20 protein-coding genes are annotated in these 17,473 nt (G+C 64.1%); 6 read left to right on the forward strand and 14 right to left on the reverse strand.

Features of this window, described 5'->3' with window-relative positions; all coding sequences use genetic code 11:
- Window positions 1-141 precede the first annotated feature (141 nt).
- The gene (rpsD, locus tag LY632_RS09140; RefSeq protein ID WP_234090834.1) at window positions 142-756 is read left to right on the forward strand and encodes a 30S ribosomal protein S4; all 615 of its coding nucleotides are present in this window, start codon (window positions 142-144) and stop codon (window positions 754-756) included.
- A 125-nt stretch (window positions 757-881) separates the two neighbouring features.
- On the opposite strand, the gene LY632_RS09145 is transcribed toward rpsD, so the two are convergent.
- From LY632_RS09145 to LY632_RS09200, 12 genes are all read right to left on the reverse strand, one after another.
- Window positions 882-2,354, reverse strand: a complete 1,473-nt coding sequence (locus LY632_RS09145; RefSeq protein ID WP_234090835.1) for a S41 family peptidase — start codon at window positions 2,352-2,354, stop codon at window positions 882-884.
- 72 nt (window positions 2,355-2,426) lie between these two features.
- Entirely contained in the window at window positions 2,427-3,539 is a 1,113-nt protein-coding gene (locus LY632_RS09150) for a helix-turn-helix domain-containing protein (protein ID WP_234090836.1), read from the reverse strand.
- Window positions 3,536-4,675 (reverse strand): tRNA guanosine(34) transglycosylase Tgt, encoded by a 1,140-nt coding sequence (tgt, locus tag LY632_RS09155; protein ID WP_234090837.1) that lies wholly within the window; start codon window positions 4,673-4,675, stop codon window positions 3,536-3,538. Before tgt ends, LY632_RS09150 begins: the two co-directional genes overlap by 4 nt.
- Before the next feature lie 97 nt (window positions 4,676-4,772).
- Window positions 4,773-5,309: an outer membrane beta-barrel protein gene (locus LY632_RS09160; RefSeq protein ID WP_234090838.1), complete on the reverse strand. Its 537-nt coding sequence runs from the start codon at window positions 5,307-5,309 to the stop codon at window positions 4,773-4,775.
- A gap of 150 nt (window positions 5,310-5,459) precedes the next feature.
- Window positions 5,460-6,413, reverse strand: a complete 954-nt coding sequence (locus LY632_RS09165) for a YdiY family protein (protein ID WP_234090839.1) — start codon at window positions 6,411-6,413, stop codon at window positions 5,460-5,462.
- A 22-nt stretch (window positions 6,414-6,435) separates the two neighbouring features.
- Window positions 6,436-7,200: an ABC transporter permease gene (locus LY632_RS09170; RefSeq protein WP_234090840.1), complete on the reverse strand. Its 765-nt coding sequence runs from the start codon at window positions 7,198-7,200 to the stop codon at window positions 6,436-6,438.
- The gene (locus LY632_RS09175; protein WP_234090841.1) at window positions 7,197-8,141 is read right to left on the reverse strand and encodes an ABC transporter ATP-binding protein; all 945 of its coding nucleotides are present in this window, start codon (window positions 8,139-8,141) and stop codon (window positions 7,197-7,199) included. The genes LY632_RS09170 and LY632_RS09175 overlap by 4 nt, the downstream gene beginning before the upstream one ends.
- A 28-nt stretch (window positions 8,142-8,169) precedes the next feature.
- A complete protein-coding gene (queA, locus tag LY632_RS09180; protein ID WP_234090842.1) occupies window positions 8,170-9,213 on the reverse strand; it encodes a tRNA preQ1(34) S-adenosylmethionine ribosyltransferase-isomerase QueA in 1,044 nt (347 codons plus the stop codon).
- A 52-nt stretch (window positions 9,214-9,265) separates the two neighbouring features.
- Window positions 9,266-9,952, reverse strand: coding sequence for a peptidylprolyl isomerase (locus tag LY632_RS09185; RefSeq protein WP_234090843.1), 687 nt, complete (start codon window positions 9,950-9,952; stop codon window positions 9,266-9,268).
- A 96-nt stretch (window positions 9,953-10,048) separates the two neighbouring features.
- Window positions 10,049-10,561: a pantetheine-phosphate adenylyltransferase gene (gene coaD / locus LY632_RS09190; RefSeq protein WP_234090844.1), complete on the reverse strand. Its 513-nt coding sequence runs from the start codon at window positions 10,559-10,561 to the stop codon at window positions 10,049-10,051.
- Window positions 10,561-11,478: a polyprenyl synthetase family protein gene (locus LY632_RS09195; protein ID WP_234090845.1), complete on the reverse strand. Its 918-nt coding sequence runs from the start codon at window positions 11,476-11,478 to the stop codon at window positions 10,561-10,563. The genes coaD and LY632_RS09195 overlap by 1 nt, the downstream gene beginning before the upstream one ends.
- Complete coding sequence (locus tag LY632_RS09200) at window positions 11,471-11,746, reverse strand: exodeoxyribonuclease VII small subunit (RefSeq protein ID WP_234090846.1); 276 nt, start codon at window positions 11,744-11,746, stop codon at window positions 11,471-11,473. Before LY632_RS09200 ends, LY632_RS09195 begins: the two co-directional genes overlap by 8 nt.
- A 52-nt stretch (window positions 11,747-11,798) precedes the next feature.
- Between LY632_RS09200 and LY632_RS09205 the strand changes: the two genes are divergently transcribed.
- The 4 genes from LY632_RS09205 to LY632_RS09220 are packed head-to-tail and all read left to right on the forward strand — an operon-like array spanning window position 11,799 to window position 15,500.
- Window positions 11,799-12,194, forward strand: a complete 396-nt coding sequence (locus LY632_RS09205; protein WP_234090847.1) for a DUF2177 family protein — start codon at window positions 11,799-11,801, stop codon at window positions 12,192-12,194.
- Window positions 12,194-12,847: a hypothetical protein gene (locus LY632_RS09210; protein ID WP_234090848.1), complete on the forward strand. Its 654-nt coding sequence runs from the start codon at window positions 12,194-12,196 to the stop codon at window positions 12,845-12,847. Before LY632_RS09205 ends, LY632_RS09210 begins: the two co-directional genes overlap by 1 nt.
- Before the next feature lie 51 nt (window positions 12,848-12,898).
- Window positions 12,899-15,088 (forward strand): phosphoribosylformylglycinamidine synthase subunit PurL, encoded by a 2,190-nt coding sequence (purL, locus tag LY632_RS09215; RefSeq protein WP_234090849.1) that lies wholly within the window; start codon window positions 12,899-12,901, stop codon window positions 15,086-15,088.
- A 4-nt stretch (window positions 15,089-15,092) separates the two neighbouring features.
- Window positions 15,093-15,500, forward strand: a complete 408-nt coding sequence (locus tag LY632_RS09220) for a DUF3052 family protein (protein WP_234090850.1) — start codon at window positions 15,093-15,095, stop codon at window positions 15,498-15,500.
- On the opposite strand, the gene LY632_RS09225 is transcribed toward LY632_RS09220, so the two are convergent.
- Window positions 15,497-16,099 carry a hypothetical protein gene (locus tag LY632_RS09225; protein ID WP_234090851.1) on the reverse strand — a complete coding sequence of 201 codons (603 nt, stop codon included), beginning with the start codon at window positions 16,097-16,099 and terminating at the stop codon, window positions 15,497-15,499. The two genes, LY632_RS09220 and LY632_RS09225, sit on opposite strands and share 4 nt — an antisense overlap.
- A gap of 60 nt (window positions 16,100-16,159) precedes the next feature.
- Between LY632_RS09225 and LY632_RS09230 the strand changes: the two genes are divergently transcribed.
- Window positions 16,160-16,684, forward strand: coding sequence for a TetR/AcrR family transcriptional regulator (locus LY632_RS09230; RefSeq protein ID WP_234090852.1), 525 nt, complete (start codon window positions 16,160-16,162; stop codon window positions 16,682-16,684).
- On the opposite strand, the gene LY632_RS09235 is transcribed toward LY632_RS09230, so the two are convergent.
- Complete coding sequence (locus LY632_RS09235; RefSeq protein WP_234090853.1) at window positions 16,681-17,472, reverse strand: Coq4 family protein; 792 nt, start codon at window positions 17,470-17,472, stop codon at window positions 16,681-16,683. The genes LY632_RS09230 and LY632_RS09235 overlap by 4 nt on opposite strands.
- Window position 17,473 lies beyond the last annotated feature (1 nt).

A 17,473-nucleotide genomic window follows, 5' to 3' on the forward strand; every position in this document is an offset into this window, starting at 1 on the left:
TCGGCACCGCGTGTTCCGCACGCGTCCGATTGGCCCCGCACCCCGGTGAAGCGGTGGCCGCATCAGTCCTAGCGATTGATGGTGCGTACCGGGTTCAAGGGCCGTCACAGTGGCTGCCTAGCAAATCGAAGGATACGACTTATGTCGAAGCGCAAGAGCGCCAAGTACAAACTCGACCGCCGGATGGGCGAAAACATCTGGGGTCGCCCGAATTCGCCGGTCAACAAGCGTTCCTACGGCCCGGGCCAGCACGGCCAGCGCCGCAAGGGCAAGATGAGCGACTTCGGCCTGCAGCTGCGCGCCAAGCAGAAGCTCAAGGGTTACTACGGCGACGTTACCGAGAAGCAGTTCAAGCGCACCTACCAGGAAGCGTCGCGCATGAAGGGCGACACCGGCCAGAACCTGATCGGCCTGCTCGAGCAGCGTCTGGACATGGTCGTTTATCGCGCCAAGTTCGCGCCGACCATCTTCGCCGCCCGCCAGATCGTGAGCCACGGCCACATCTACCTCAACGGCGTGAAGACCAACATCGCCTCGGCCCGGGTCAAGGTCGGCGACGTCGTCAGCCTGGGCGCCAAGGCCAAGGAAATGGCGCTGGTGATCGAAGCCCAGAGCCTGCCCGAGCGTGACATTCCGGACTACGTCGCCCCCGACGGCAACGACAAGGTAACCTTCACCCGCGTGCCGAAGCTCGACGAAGTGCCCTACCCGGTCACCATGGAACCGAACCTGGTCGTCGAATTCTATTCGCGTTAAGGATAGCGTCGCCCCAGCGAAAGCTGGGGCCGCTTTCGGGCTTGTCCAAAATCGGCAAGCGATCCCAGCTTTCGCTGGAATGACGAAAAAGGGGCGGTCCTGCGGGGCCGCCCTTTTTCGTTCCTTCAGGCGGCCCTGACCCACGTCATGGCTGTATCAAGGGAGCGGTCGGTTCCGACGGAGATGTCGACGGCGGTTCGCGGGACGAACACGTCGGGGTCCACCCCGGCATCGGGGCGCGGCCCCTTGGGATAATAGCCGATCAGTGGCACGTCGAACTCGATGCCCGTTCCGGGTAGCCGGACAAAGAAGTAGGCTCCGCCATTGATCCCGCGGAGGTTCCCGCCGGAGGTTTCGCCGAACAGCCGTACCAGGCCCGACTCCTTGGCCCGGCGGGCAAAGGAAAAGGTGGCGGAACTGCACACCGGTGAAATGAGTGCCGCCACCGGCACCGTGATGCGCGGGGTCTGTGCCGGTATGAAGTCGGTCGGCTCGGTTTCCTCCGCCATGCCGTAGAAGCCGCCCTCTACTTCAACGCCACCTTCGCCGATCGTGCGGAAACTCCGGTCCCAGGTGTCGAGATAGGGATCGAGCCATTCCGGCGTCCGGCGGTAGCGGACCAGCTGGCGAAAGCCAGGAAACTGCAAGTCCCGGTCGGTCAGGCGCGATAGAATGGCGTTGCCGCATTCGTTGCCGCCCTCATTATCGCGCAGATCGATCACCAGCCCGCGCGCACCGGAGAGGCTGGCGAGCCGATCGTCGAGCCAGCCCTGCCAGTCCCATTTGGTGTTGTACATCACCCAGGTCGGCATCGTCAGCAGCGCCACATCGTCGCGCATTTCCCATGTCCAGAACGGCCCCGGGCCTGAACTGTCGGATGCGGTGAGCAGTCCCGCCTGCCTTTGCGCGAAGGTCCACACCGGCAGCTCGGCGGCGAATTCGGTCCCGTCGGGACGTCGCCCGGTGATCCGGTGGCTCTCCCCTTCTGGAGGCAGCAGCAGGCCCTGATAGATATCGAAATAGTCGAGCCGATCGGTGTTGCGCATCTCCAGCTGCACCCGCCGTTTGGCGTCATTGTCCCCGTCGGCCCGGGTCAGCGGCAGCAGGCGGTTGAGCACATCCGATGCGGGAAGCCCGTTGAGCGACAGGATCTGCGTACCCGGCATCAGCTGGCCCGTACCGCTCAGGTCCTGCGTCACCACCATGTCATCGCCCAGCCAGGCAAAGGCAAACGGCAGACGTGTGGGACGATCGAACAGTTCGGAGACGATGGCGTCCGACTGGTTGTAGAAATTGCACTGGGTATGCCCGCAGCGCACCGTCGAGAGGAAACGCTGCAAGGTGACGAAGCTTTCGGCCCGGCTTTCGCCGCGGCCGAGGGCGACTTCAAGGCAGGCCAGCCTGTCCTCGATCTCCGCTGGCGTGTTGTAGCGATAGAGCCCCGGATGCAGCGCCAGCGCGCCGCGAATGATCGCCATGTCGTCCGGCACGGCGCTGCCTTCGATCGCCGCGGCCAGCGCGCCGGGGGTGGCCGCCAGGGCCGCCCCGCCTGCCACCAATCGTCCTGCCCCGCCAATGAACTGCCTTCTGCTCAGCATGTCAGTCTCCTTCGGGGAGAATGCCTGCCAGCAACCGCATGCGCCTGCGCTGCAAAAGCTGAAATTGTTCGCTTATTCCGCTTTTGAGACGTGCGCCCTGCGGTATTCCGACGGTGTTGCCCCGTAGCAGGCGAGGAAGGCGCGGTTGAAGCTGGCTTTCGAGCTGAACCCGGCCTCCAGCGCGAGATCGAGCAGGTCGTCCGCCCGGCCCGCACCAATCGCAGCGGCCACATCTTCGCACCGCAGGCGGTTGACGAAGGTGGCGAAGTTGAGGCCCAGCCCGTCATTGAGCGCGCGCGAGAGATAGGCGGTGTTGGTGCCGAGCCGCCGCGCCAGCAGCGCCAGGCTAAGCTCGGGATCGGCGTGCCAGCCGTTGTGGCGTGTCGCTACAGCCCATTGCCCGCCCAGTGCCCGCCAGTCGCGCAGCGGCAATTCGGCCGGCTGCGGCTCCTCCATCGGGAAATGCCGGTCGGCGTGGCGCAGGCCCTGGATGCCGAGGAACAGCGCGATGGTCGCAATGGCGGCATAGAGCCCCATCAGCCCCCGGTAGCCGAGCGGCGTGACCAGATCCCATGCGCCGTAGAGCGTCCACACCGCCAGGAGGACGAACAAGGCCGCCATGGCCTGGCTGAGCCAGCGGGCGGCATAGCGGTGCTCGTCGCTGACCTGTTCGGGCAATTGCTGGCGGTAACGGGCAATCAGCGCGCGTGACCGCAGGCCGTAGGTAAGAAGTCCGGCCATCACGCCGATCCCGGTGATGACTCCATAGATCTCCGACTGGCGACCCAGCCATTCGTTCTTGAACGGCTGTTGCAGCGCGACAAAGCATATGGCGAGGTAGCTGAACTGCAGCAACGCCGGGACAAGGTGCCACCCGCCCCGCCAGGGCCAATGCCCGCGCACCAGCGCATGGACATAGAGCCAGAACAGCGGCGCGACTGCGAGCGTGATCGACACCGGCACGAAGCTCAGCCACTGCCAGCGGTCATAGAATCCGGCGAAACCGATCATCCACGGCGTGATGATCCCCGCCAGCACCACCAGCAGCAAGGCCAGCGTACGGTTGGCCCGCCGGTTCTCCAGCACGCGCAGCAGCGCCGCAGAGATCAGCAGAAGCTGGACAAAGGGCACCAGCAACACCGCCGTGCGCCAGCCGAAGGAGAGGCCTTCGACCAGGTGACTCATCGATCCTGATCGCCCGCCAGATAATCCCGCCGGAAATCCGCCGCAAAGGCTGCAAAACTTTGCTCGGTTATCGCATCACGCATCGCCGCCATCAATTGCTGATAGAAGCCGATATTGTGCTCGGTCATCAGCATCGCGCCGAGGATTTCCTGCGACTTGACCAGATGGTGCAGATAGGCGCGGCTGTAGCTGGCGCAGGTCGGGCACTGGCAGCGCTCGTCGAGCGGGCCCTGGTCCTCTGCGAAACGGGCGTTGCGCAGGTTGAGCGGGCCGTGCCACGTGAAGGCCTGCCCGTTGCGGCCCGAGCGGCTTGGCAGGACGCAATCGAACATGTCGACCCCGCGCTCGACCGCGCCGACGAGGTCGTCCGGCTTGCCCACACCCATCAGGTAGCGCGGCCGGTCTGCGGGCAACTGGCCGGGTGCAAAGTCGAGCGTGGCGAACATCGCCTCCTGCCCCTCGCCCACGGCCAGCCCGCCGATGGCATAGCCGTCGAAGCCGATCTCGGTCAGCTTCTGGGCGCTGATCCGGCGCAGTTCCTCGTCCAGCGCACCCTGCTGGATGCCGAACAGGGCGGAGCGGGCGGCATGATCCTCGCCGCGGTCGAACCCGTCCCGGCTGCGCCTGGCCCAGCGCATCGACATTTCCATGCTCGCGCCGATCACATCGCGGGGCTGGTCGGCGCGCGGGCATTCGTCGAACGCCATGACGATATCGCTACCGAGCAGGCGCTGGATCTCCATGCTGCGCTCGGGCGTGAGCATGTGCTTCGACCCGTCGAGATGGCTGCGAAACTCGACGCCTTCCTCGGTTAGCTTGCGCAATTCGGAAAGGCTCATCACCTGGTAGCCGCCGCTGTCGGTCAGGATCGGGCGGTGCCAGTTCATGAAGCGGTGCAGCCCGCCCAGCTTCGCCACCCGCTCAGCCCCCGGACGCAGCATCAGGTGGTAGGTGTTACCGAGGATGATGTCGGCCCCGGTTGCCCGCACGCTCTCGGGCTTCATCGCCTTGACGGTGGCGGCAGTGCCGACGGGCATGAAGGCCGGCGTGCTGATCTCGCCCCGTTGCATGGCGATGGTGCCGGTGCGGGCCTGGCCGTCGGTGGCGTGGATGGTGAAGGAGAAGCGGGTGCTCATGCGCTGCGCCGCCTAGCGATGCTCGCCCTGCGGCACAAGAAAAAGGGGGCCGGTCCCAAGGACCGACCCCGCCGGGTATCTCCGAAAGCTGGTGCTATCAGAAGTTGAACAGGACGCCGGCCGTCAGGCGGGTCGAGTCGAAGCCGATGGTATCGGCATTGAGGCGCAGGCTCACCGGGGCACTGCCGAGACCGATGTCGGCGCCGACGCCGACGATGTAGTCGCCGTCGCTGTCGTCAACACCCGGAGGCGGGTTGCCGCCGAGGATGGTCGCGAGATCGAAATCGACTTCCTGGTACCCGCCCTTGACGTAGAGCTTGGTACCGCCGCCGACCTTCGCGCCGATGCGCGCGGCGATGCCGTATTCGTTGTCGATGACACCGTCGCCGAGATTGTAGTTGGCTTCACCGCCAACGAAGAAGGTATCGCCAACCGGAAAGTCGACACCGGCCACGGCACCGTAGATCATGCCATCGTCACCATCGATGCCAACGCCGATGTCGTGATAGCCGATGGTGGCACCGACATAAGGTTCAGCGCCAACCGAAGCGGTTTCGTCCTGCGCGAAAGCCGGGGTAGCGAATGCGAGCGAGGCAGTGAGGGCTGCCGATGCTGCAAGAATCTTGGTCTTCATTACTTTTCCTATTGTTGACTGCCCTGTTGCGGGCGGCGTCGATATGGGGACTCGCAAGTTTCCGTCAAATGAACGGCGCTGTCAGCAAAAAGACAATCGGATCAAACGCTCACGGCGCTCGATCAACGGCATTTTCGGCCTGATCCTGCTTCAGAAACTGTAGATCAGGGAGGTCCGGGCCATGGTATCCGTCGCGACGGCGCCCGCCTGCGGGTGGCTGTCGTATTCGACGTCATAGGCGAAGCGCGACACCAGCCTGTCGCTGATCTTGAATTCCAGCCCGGTGGAAAGGTCGATGCTGGTATTGGCTGCGTCGATGAACACCGTTGCCTGCCCGCCGGTCTCGGCAACGGCGCTGGCCGACTGGGTCAGCTTGACGCGCTCCAGCGGCAACCACTCGAACTCCATGCCGAACAGCCCGCCAAGCCGGCTCTCCGTCGGGCCGTTGAGGTAGTCGCTGACCCGATAGGCCGGGCCTGCCTTGACCGACAGCTTGGCATTGTCCTCGTTGATGATCCGGTAGCCGATACCACCCGAGACCTGGTACCGAGCGGCAATACGCTGCAGGCGGTCATGCTCGAACTGGGCGAGACCATAGGCAAAGACATCTTCCCCGAATTGCCAGCGCGGCTCGTAAGCGACGAGCACCTGCTGGCGACTGGTCGTGCTGTTCTGGCGCTGGAAGTCCACCCGCGTGCGCAGCGCATGGCTCCACTCGATCCCCTGTCGCTTGATGCCAGCGGAAGCCGAAATGCCGACGCTGTCGGTGTTGCCGCTGGACTGGAACCCGCCCAGCTCGACGCGCCCGGTCCAAAGGTCGAACACGCCAGCCGCGCGGATGGTTTTTTCCTTCTCCGCCGCTTCAGCCGCTTTGCGCCCGGCCAGCGCGGTTCCCCATTGCGCGGAGATGGCGTCGATCTGTTCTGCGCTGGCGGGAAACGCCGTTCTGGCCAGTTCAAGCGCGGTCTTGACCTTGGCATCGTCACCTGTGGCGATCGCTGCGTCGATGATGGCCTGGGCTCCGGGCGGCAGCTCCGCCCGTGCCGGGGTCGCCAGCACCAGCAAGGAGACGAGGAGGACCGGGCCGAGGGGGAAGCGCGCCATCATCTTGAAGGGGCGTAGCGCGTCAGTTGCGCAAGCGCCACCCTGTCTTGAAGATCCACGCGATGATGCCGACGCAGACCGCCAGGAAGCCGAGCGTGATTGCAAACGAAAGGCGGATATCGACATCGGACGTTCCGTAGAAGGTCCAGCGCAGCCCGCTTACCAGATAGACGATCGGGTTAAACAGCGCGAGCGTATCCCACGGCTTGGGCAGCATCTCGATCGAGTAGAAGGTTCCGCCAAGGAAGGTCAGCGGGGTCAGGAACAGCAGCGGGACAATGCCGAGCTTCTCGAAATTGTCGGCCCAGACGCCGAGGATGAATCCGAACAGGCTGAACGCTGCGGCGACGAGCATGACGTAGCCGATTGCCAGCAGCGGGTGCGCGATCGAGTAATCGACGAACAGCCGGGCGGTCACGAGGATAATCGCCGCCAGGATCAAGCTCTTGGTTGCGGCTGCCCCAACGAAGCCGATCAGTGTCTCCGCGACGCCGACAGGTGCAGAAAGCAGTTCGTAGATCGTGCCCGTGAACTTGGGCATGTAGATCCCGAAGCTCGAATTGCTGGTCGTCTCGCCCAAAAGGGTCAGCATCAGCAGGCCGGGGATGATAAAGGCGGCATAATCCACCCCGCCAAGGTCCGGCATTCGCCCGCCAATGGCCGCGCCAAAGACGATGAAATAGAGCGAGGTGGTCAGCACCGGGGCCAGCACTGACTGGAACGCGGTGCGAAGGAAGCGGTAGAGCTCGCGCTTGTAGATCGACCAGGTTGAGCGGAGATTTATCATGCCACGACCTCCTCTTCACCAAGCAGCGAGACAAAAATATCCTCGAGACTGCTCTCCCGCGTCTCGATGCCGGTGAACTCGATGCCGGCCATGACGAGCGCCTTGGCCAGCTGGGCTACCTCGGCCTTGCCCTGCCCGGTGCCGTCGCCGCCGCGATAGACCAGTTCCCTGCCCTCGCGCGCGATCTCGACCGGATATCGGGCAACCTCCGGTGGCAACCCAGCAAGAGGCGCGGCCAGGGCGATATGCGCCTCCGTCCGCCCGAGCCGGCCCATCATGGCCGCCTTGTCATCGACCATCAGCAGCCTGCCCCGGTTGATGATCCCGACCCGATCGGCCATCAGTTCGGCTTCCTCGATGTAATGGGTGGTGAGGATGATCGTCACGCCGCGGCTGCGCATCTCGTCGATGATCTGCCACATGCCTTTGCGCAGTTCGACATCGACCCCTGCGGTCGGCTCGTCGAGGAACAGCAGGTCCGGTTCGTGCGCCAGCGCCTTCGCAATCAGGACGCGCCGCTTCATTCCGCCCGACAGGGCACGGATCTGTTCGTCCTTCTTGTCCCACAGGCTGAGCGAGCGAAGGATCTGCTCGATCCTGGCCTTGTCGGGCGCGACGCCGAACAGGCCGCGCGAATAGTTGACCGCATGCCAGACGGTTTCGAACATGTCGGTCGCCATCTCCTGCGGGACCAGCCCGATGCGGCTCCGCGCCTTGCGCCAGTCCGTCGCGAGGTCGAGCCCGAAGGCGCGAATAGTGCCGCTGCTGGGGCGCACCAGCCCGCAGACCGCACCGATCAAGGTGGTCTTGCCCGCGCCATTGGGGCCGAGGAGCGCGAAGATCTCGCCCCTGCGGATACTGAGGTCCACAGTATCGAGCGCCTTGAGACCGCCGGGATAGGTCTTGGTCAGCCCTTCGATCTCGAGGATCGCGTCGTCCATGTGTGTCCACCTGTTCAGTTGCGATTTGCTACGTAAGCGCTCCGCCCGGAATTAGCAGCGAAGAATCCCCATAGGAGTAGAAACGATACTCTCGCGCAATGGCGTGGGCATAGATTTCCATCACCCGCTCGCGCCCCATCAGCGCGCTGACCAGCATGATGAGTGTCGATTTCGGCAAGTGGAAATTGGTCATCAGCCCGTCCACGGCGCGGAAGCGATAGCCGGGCGTGATGAAGATGTCGGTGTCACCGGCGAATGGCCGGATGATCCCGTCCTCTCCGGTGGCGCTTTCCAGCAAGCGCAGGCTGGTGGTGCCCACGGCAATCACTCGGCCACCCGCCGCCCGGGCGGAATTGAGGCGGTGCGCCACGTCAGGCTCGATGCGGCCCCATTCGGAGTGCATCTGGTGGTCTTCGGTATCCTCCGCCTTGACCGGCAGGAACGTCCCGGCCCCGACATGCAAGGTAAGCGTCTCGCGCCCGACCCCTGCCGCATCCAGCGCGTCGACGAGGCGCGGGGTGAAGTGGAGCGCAGCTGTCGGCGCGGCAACCGCGCCCTCTTCCCGCGCAAACACGGTCTGGTAGTCCTCATGGTCGCGCTCGTCGGTCGGACGCTTGCCGGCGATATACGGTGGCAAGGGCATGGTGCCCGCGCGCTGGAGTAGCACCTCGACCGGTTCCTCACCCTCGAACAGCAACACGAAGCTGCCGTCCCGCAACCGCTCTTCGGCGATAGCGGTGACATCATGACCGAAGTCGACCCGGTCGCCTGGCTTCAACCGCTTGGCATTGCGAATGAAAGCCTGCCAGCGGCGCAGGTCGATCCGCTTGTGCAGCGTCGCGCCGATTGTTGCTTCCCCGCGGATCCCGGTAAGCTGGGCGGGGATGACCTTGGTGTCGTTGAACACCAGCACATCGCCTGCACGCAGGCACTGTGGCAGGTCGATGACGCTGCGATCGACAATGGCTCCGGCAGCCCCTGCCACCAGCATCCGTGCGGAATCGCGCGGGCTGGCGGGGCGCAGTGCGATCAGTTCCTGCGGCAGCTCGAAATCGAACAGGTCAACTTTCATGCGCGGCCGTTAGCCGGACGCGCCTGCAGCGTCACCTGCGAATACGCAGATGTTACTGTCCGCTGCCGTCGATGCTGACGAGCGGCTCGCTGAACACCGGCTGCGGCGGCGGGACGGGCTTGTTGTCCGACGCCAGCGAAGCTTGGACGATCCGGGTCGGATTGGCCGGCGGCTCACCCCGGGTGATCGCATCCACTGCGGCCATGTTGGAAATCACGCGGCCGAAGTTGGTGTAGTTCTTGTCGAGGTTGAAGCGCGGATAGAACACGATGAAGAATTGGCTGTTGGCGCTGTCCTCGCTCTGCGCACGGGCCATCGACACGGTGCCGCGGACATGCGGCATCGGATTGAACTCGGCCTTGAGGTCGGGATAGGTCGAGCCGCCCTGTCCCGTTCCGGTCGGATCGCCCGACTGGGCCATGAAGCCTTCGATCACGCGGTGGAAGACGATCCCGTCATAGAAGCCCTGCCGGGTCAGCGTCTTGATCCGCTGGACATGCTCGGGCGCCCAGTCGGGCATCAGGCGGATCGCCACGCGCTGGCCATTCGACAGGTCGAGCAGCCAGATATTCTCGCGATCTTCGTTGAGGTTGTAATTGACCTTGGCGTAGGACAGCGGCGAGCGCGGGGCAGGCTTCACCTCGGCGGCAGCTTCGGTGGGTGCCCCGGCGTCCTGCGCGGCGGTGGGGGCCACGGCAAGGGTGGCAAGAGCGGCGGCGGCAATCAGGCGTTTGATCATGGCTGTCCCGGAAAAATCGAAAATGCTTTGCGCGGCCCATTACCGCTGTGGCTCTGTCGCTGCAATGAATAGGAGCGGTAAATCGGCCCTGGCGGCTCAGTAGTCACCACGGCGGCCGATTTCCCCCACCCTCGCCTCGACCAGTGTCCTGACCGCCGGGCTGACAAATGGTGCGATATCGCCGCCATAGAGGGCGATTTCCTTGACCAGCTTGGACGCAATCGGCTGCAACGAGACATCGGCCATCAGGAACACCGTCTCGATGCTGTGATCGAGTTGCTGGTTCATCCCGGCCATCTGGTATTCGTATTCGAAATCGGCCACGGCCCGCAGGCCGCGCACGATCACGCTCGCCCTCTGCGCCTTGGCGAACTTCATCAGCAGCGCATCGAACCCGACCACCTCGGTGTTGTCGAGACCCATATCGGCCAGCTCGTCGGTCACCATCTTCATCCGCTCATCGGTGGAGAACATGGGGTTCTTCGACGGGTTGGTGGTGACCCCGATGATCAGCTTGTCGACCAGCTTGGCCCCGCGCCGGATAATGTCGCGATGACCCCGTGTGATCGGGTCGAAGGTGCCGGGATAGACTCCGATACGAGTACTCATCAGTGGTCCCTCTCCACAATATATCGTGCCAGCGCGCGCAGAACCACCGCATCCTCGCCATAGGGCGCGAGGTGGCCGACGGCTTGTTCGACCAGCGCACGTGCCTGATTGCGTGCACCGTCGATGCCCATCAGGGTCACGAACGTCTGCTTGCCCTGCTCGTCATCCTTGCGCAGCGCCTTGCCCGCCTTTTCCTCGTCGCCCTCGGCATCGAGCAGGTCGTCGGCGATCTGGAAAGCGAGGCCGATATCGCGGGCATAAGCGCGCAACGGTGCACGGCCTTCGGGCGGCAGCTTGCCCATGATTGCACCCATCTCGACCGAGGCCGCCAGCAGCGCGCCGGTCTTGAGCTGTTGCAACCGGGTAATGGTGCGCAGGTCATAGTCGGCGCTCTCTGCCGCCATGTCCATCATCTGACCGCCCGCCATGCCGTCCATCCCGCTGGCGGTAGCAAGGCAGCGGACCAGTTCTGCCTGGGTAAAGGGATCGGTCGTGGTCTCCTCGTCAGTGAGGATTTCGAACGCCAGCGCGTGCAGAGAATCGCCCGCCAGCACCGCAGTCGCTTCATCGAACGCCTTGTGCGTAGTCGGCCTGCCGCGCCGCAGGTCATCATCGTCCATGCACGGCAGATCGTCATGGATCAGCGAATAGACATGGATCGATTCGACCGCGCAGGCCGCCCGCAGCGCCCGGTCACGCCCGACACCGAGCATTTCCGCGACAGACACCAGCAACAAGGGGCGCACCCGCTTGCCGCCGTCCATCGCGGCATAGCGCATCGCCTCGACCAGCCTGGCCCGGGTGTCGGCCGGTACGGGCAGGAGTGCGTCAAACACGGCATCGACATCGCGCGCAATGCGATCGAGGGCATCTGCCAGCTTGGCCGCGTCATTATCGACCACCTGCATCTCAGCCATCGGAATCGAACGGGCGGGTGCCGATGGCCTGACCGCGGGCATCCTGCACGATGGCCTCGATCCGGGCCTGCGCCGCATCGAGCCGAGCCTGGCAATGCCGGCGGAGCGCCTCGCCGCGCTCGTACAACGCAATCGACTGGTCGAGCGCGACATCGCCGCTTTCCAACTGGCGTACAACCTGCTCCAAGGCGCGCAATGCGTCCTCGAAACTCAATTCGGAAATTTTCGCCGTGTCGGTGGTTGGTGCCTCTTCCATGCCGCGCAGCATTGGCCCCGCCCCCGCCGCTGGTCAAGTCACGCGCATCAACAGGGGAGAGATTATGACCTGGGTCATCGCCTATATCGCCACCGCCGTCGTGTTCGGCATTCTCGACGCCATCTGGCTCAATTGGGCCGGCGAGAATTTCTATCGCCCGGCGCTGGGCGATATTCTTGCCGACCAGTTTCGCATGGGTGCAGCCGTGCCGTTCTACCTGATGTACGTCGCGGGCATTGTGTGGTTCGCGGTTCGCCCCGGGTTGGATGGTGGCCTGGGTGCGGCGGCACTCAACGGCGCACTGCTCGGGGCGTTGTGTTACGCGACATTCGACCTTACCAATCAGGTTATCATGAAGACCTGGCCGACCTATGTCACTGTGACCGATATCTTCTGGGGGGCGTTCGCCACCTGTGTTGCGGCGACAGCGGCGACCTGGGCAGTTGGAAGATTTGCCTGATGTTCATCGGTCACTGGGCCCCGGCCCTGCTTGCAGCAGCTGTCTCGCCCCGTGCGCCGAAACTGGGAACATTGTTTGTCGCCGGCCAGCTGGTCGACTGGGGCTTTTTTGCCCTGACCATCGTCGGGATCGAGAAGATGCGTATCCAACCCGGCGCGACCGCGATGAATTCGATGGACCTTTACCACATGCCTTACACGCACAGCCTGTTGGGCAGTGCGGTCTGGGCGCTGGCCTTCGCGGCGATCCTGGTTCTTTGGCGCCGTGACCTCGCGGCCGCGCTCATCGGCGGCACGGTGGTGCTATCGCACTGGCTGCTCGACCTGCTGGTCCATCGGCCCGATCTTACGCTGGCAGGTTCACCGCCAACACTTGGTCTCGGCTTGTGGAACTATCCCATGGTCGCAATGCCGCTGGAACTGGGGCTGATCGGGCTCTGCTTCTGGCTCTATTTGCGCAATACCAAGGGGCCTGTCGGCCCGCCGTTGATCCTGCTGGGTGTGCTGCTGGCGCTGCAGACGTTCAATTGGTTCGCGCCCGAGCCGGAAGAGTGGACGATTGCCATGCCGCTCCTTGGGTTCTTCGGCTTCGGCCTGCCCACGCTGATCGCGGTCTGGGTCGGTTCGACCCGGCGTCACAAACGCGCTGTGTAAAGCCCCCGTGCGGGCTAGCGATTGCAGGCGCGCTTCGCTAGGGGCGCTGCCATGCCCAGCACCACCGAATCGATCACGCCCGAAATCGTCGAACAGCACGGTTTGAGCCCCGAGGAATACGAGCGCGTGCTGCACGCACTAGGGCGGGAACCGAACCTGGTCGAGCTCGGTATCTTTTCGGTCATGTGGTCGGAGCATTGCAGCTACAAGAGCTCGCGCTTGCACCTGAAGAAACTGCCGACCGAGGCACCGTGGGTGATCTGCGGCCCAGGCGAAAATGCCGGCGTGATCGATATTGGTGACGGGCAAGCTGCCATCTTCAAGATGGAGAGCCACAACCACCCGAGCTATATCGAGCCCTATCAGGGCGCGGCGACCGGCGTCGGCGGCATCCTGCGCGATGTCTTCACCATGGGCGCGCGCCCGGTGGCCAACGCCAACGCCCTGCGCTTCGGCCGGCCCGAGCATCCCAAGATGCAGCACCTGGTCAAGGGCGTGGTCGCGGGCATCGGCGGCTATGGCAATTGCGTCGGGGTGCCGACGGTCGCGGGCGAGACCAATTTCCACCCCGCCTATGACGGCAATATCCTCGTCAATGCGATGACCGTCGGTGTCGCCGATGCTGACAGGATCTTCTATTCTGCCGCCACTGGCGTGGGCAATCCGATCGTCTATGTCGGCAGCAAGACCGGGCGTGACGGGATCCACGGCGCGACCATGGCAAGCGCGGATTTCGGCGAGGATGCCGAGGCCAAACGGCCGACCGTGCAGGTGGGCGATCCCTTCACCGAGAAGCTGCTGATCGAGGCCTGCCTCGAACTGATGGCGACCGACGCGATCGTCGCGATCCAGGACATGGGCGCGGCGGGCCTGACCAGCTCCTCGGTCGAAATGGCGACCAACGGCAAGGCCGGAATCCGGCTCGACATGAACAAGGTGCCTTGCCGCGAAGAAGGCATGACGCCTTATGAAATGATGCTGAGCGAGAGCCAGGAGCGGATGCTCATGGTGCTGAAGCCCGGCAAGGAAGCCATGGCCGAGGCGATCTTCAGGAAGTGGGAGCTCGATTTCGCGGTCATCGGCGAAGTCACCGACACAAGCCACATGGTTCTCGAGTTCGACGGCGAAGTGGTGTGCGACATCCCGCTCGGCCCGCTTGCGGCTGACGCCCCGTTGTATGACCGGCCCTACCTCTCCAAGGAAGAATACAAGACCTGGGCTGAGGTAGCGCCATTGGGCGATGTGCCCGAAAGCACCGACATTTGCGCCGACCTGCTCAAGCTTATGGGCACCCCCGCCCTCGCCTCGCGCCGGTGGATTTCGGAGCAGTATGACAGCCAGGTCGGGGCCGACACGCTCCAGACCGGCGGCGATGCCGGTGTGGTCCGCGTCCACGGCACGAAAAAGGCACTGGCGATCACCACCGATTGCACCCCGCGCTATGTCTTTGCCGACCCCTACGAGGGCGGGAAGCAGGCCATTGCCGAAGCTTTTCGCAACCTCTGCGCCGTGGGCGCGAAGCCGCTGGCGGTGACCAACTGCCTCAACTTCGCCAACCCGCAGCGGCCCGAAATCATGAGCCAGCTGGTCCATGCGCTGGAGGGCATGGGCGATGCCTGCCGCGCGCTCGACTTCCCGATCGTGAGCGGCAATGTCAGCCTCTACAACGAGAGCAAGGCTACCGGCGGCGGCTCGGCGATCTTGCCCACCCCGGCCATCGGGGGGGTCGGCATCATCGAAGACTACGCCAAGATGATGACCATGGGCTTCAGGGCCGAAGGCGAATTCATTGCGGCGATCGGCCCGCACTATCCTGAAATCGGCCAGTCGCTGTGGCTGCGCGAGATCCATGGGCTGGAGGCGGGCGACCCGCCGCAGGTCGATCTGCGCGACGAACGGCTTAACGGCGAGATCATCCGCAAGCTGATCGCCGAAGGCAAGGTCACCGCCGTCCACGACATCAGCGATGGCGGGCTTGCGGTGGCGCTGGCGGAAATGGCGCTGGCGAGCGGGGTCGGTGCGAAAGTGGACGCGATGACCAGCACCTTCGCCTTCAACGAGAGCCAGGCGCGCTATCTCGTCACTTATCGCAACGAAGGCGATCTCGACCGCGCCGAAGTGCCGTTCGAGAAGATCGGCGTGACCGGCGGCGATGCGGTGAAGATCGGTAGCGGCTCGGTCAGCATCGCCGATCTGCGCGAAGCCCATATCCGCTTCTTTCGCGACTGGATGGAAGCCTGACGCGGTGGCCTCGGGCTACTCCGGCACGCCGCTGGCCAAGAAGCTGAGCCTGCGCGACGGGCAGCGGTGCTGGTTCCACGCCATGCCCGAACATGTGCAGGACGAGATCGACGAATATGCGCTGGAGCTGACCTTTGTCGCCGATCCCGCAGAGGGGATCGATGCGGCGCATGTCTTCACCACGCGCCGCGCAGAACTGGGCGTACTGCTCGCAAGCCTGCGCCACCAGATCGCCAAGGACGGCCAGATCTGGGTCAGCTGGCCCAAGAAGACCGCCAAGGTCGAGACCGACATCACCGAAGACACGATCCGCGAGCTGTGTCTGCCCTTGGGCTTGGTCGATACCAAGGTCTGCGCCATCGACGAGACCTGGTCCGGCCTCAAGCTCGTGATCCGCAAGGAACAGCGTTAGTCTTGCGGAACCGGCCGTGAGAGATGCCATCCCAACGCCACCATCCACAGTGACTGCCCGATATAGGCAAACAGCGCGCCATGAAATCGCATGTCGATCACTCCGGCAACCAGCAGTGCAGCGGGGACCAGGCCGGTGAGGACGCCGAATGCCGCCAGCGGCTTGGCATCCTTGTGCCAGAACAGCACCGACCATAACGTATAGCCGACACCCGTCGCGATTACGCAGAGGCGGGCCAGCGCCTGGTTGGTTTCCCATGCCAAGGCTCGCACGTCGCCGCCAATTTCGTTTTCGCCATATCCGCCAAGCGCTGGCACCACAAAACCGTTGATTGTCCCAGCGAGGATGCCGGCAAGTACGCCGCCGCCGAGAAAAGCAGCCCCGATTGTCGCTGTCAGTGCGCCACCCAGCATCCGGGCGATCAGAAAGAACAGAGCCAGTTCGATCAGGAGGATGGCTTGGAGGCTGCCATGCACCAGCGGAGTCATAATCCCCTGCCCGCTGCCGATGGGGTGATGCGCCAGCGCCAGCCCGGCGAGCATTCCGCAGCCGACCAGTGCCCATCCCGCATGCTTGCGGATCGCCTGATTGTCTTCCAAGTTACTTCCACTCCGGCCTGTTGTCTCGGGCAGCAAGAGCGCGAAAGTGATCGGGCAACAATGAACAATCAGGGGCAAAAGTCCGGTCGCGAGGCAACGCGGCGGCATTTGCTCGAAGTGTTCAACCGCCTGATGCTGGAAGGCGATGCGCCCCGACCACCGGTGGCGAAGATCATCGCCGAGGCGGGCGTGTCACGTTCGACCTTCTACGATCATTTCGACGGGGTCGAGGCCTTGCTCAACGAGAGCCTCGCCGGGCTGCTGGGCCAAATCGCCGATTGCCTGACCGGATTGCAGACATTCCAATGGCTCGCATGGCTGGTCGGGCATATCAATGGGAACCGCCCGATGGCCCGTGAATTCCTGACCGGGCCGCGCGGCGAGCGGGCCGAGGCGGAGCTGGCACGCGCTGTCTCTCAGCGATTGGAGTGGGAGCAGGACACGCGTCTCGCCGGTATCCTAGTCGGCGGGACTGTCATCGCCGCGCTCGGCGCATGGGTCTCGGGACGGATTGCCGCCAGCCCACAGGACATGGCCGCCAGCCTGCACCGCAGCGCGACGGCTATCCTCGACGCGCGGCCTTAGGCGGCCTGGGCCAACCGTTCCTCCAGCGTGCCGTATTGCGGGTTGATCTGCCGGAACATCTCGAAGCAGCGGTAATAGGCGTGCGGCGTGCCGATGTTGAGCTTGCGGCGGACCTCGTCGATATCCTCCGGGAGCATCGACAGCAGGTCGGCATGGGCCAGCTTTTTAGCCTCCCGGCCCAGCCTGCGCCCTTCGCGGATCGCTGCATCCACGGGTTCCGACAGCCCGCTTTCCTTCTTGGTCTGGCGCGCGCCCATCAGTGTGATGAACAGCACGCCGGGTGAATGGTTCTGTTCGTAGCTGAAGCCGAGCAGGCACAGCTCGCCCAGCCCGTCGCGGCTGTAGCCGGTCAGGACGTGGAACAGGTCATGCGTGTCGCGCAGCCGCTCGATATACCATTCGTAGAGGTCGGCGTGACGCTCCTCCTTCGGCTTGAAGCGATAGCTCTCCTCGACCAGTCCCTTGGCGGTCAACTGCTCGCGCTCCATGAATTCGACATAGCGACGCGCCAGCGAATTGGGTGCGCAGGACATCCAGCGGGCATGGTCATCAAGCAATGCGGGGAGTTCCTCGTTGCGTTCCAACAGGGCACGGGCCTCGTCGGTGGCGAGGAACTGTTCCATCTGGCGGAGGCTCTTCTTCGACTTGAGTGCGTCGATGATATGGAACACCTGCTCGGTGTCTTCCTTGTCCTGCACCAGCTTGCCGAAATGCTTCAGTGCCTTGAACGGACGGAAGCCGGTTACCTTGCGATCGGGATGGACAAGCGGACGCTCGAGCAACGACATG

It is taken from the genome of Erythrobacter sp. SDW2 (assembly GCF_021431965.1).
Taxonomy (GTDB): Bacteria; Pseudomonadota; Alphaproteobacteria; order Sphingomonadales; family Sphingomonadaceae; genus Parerythrobacter.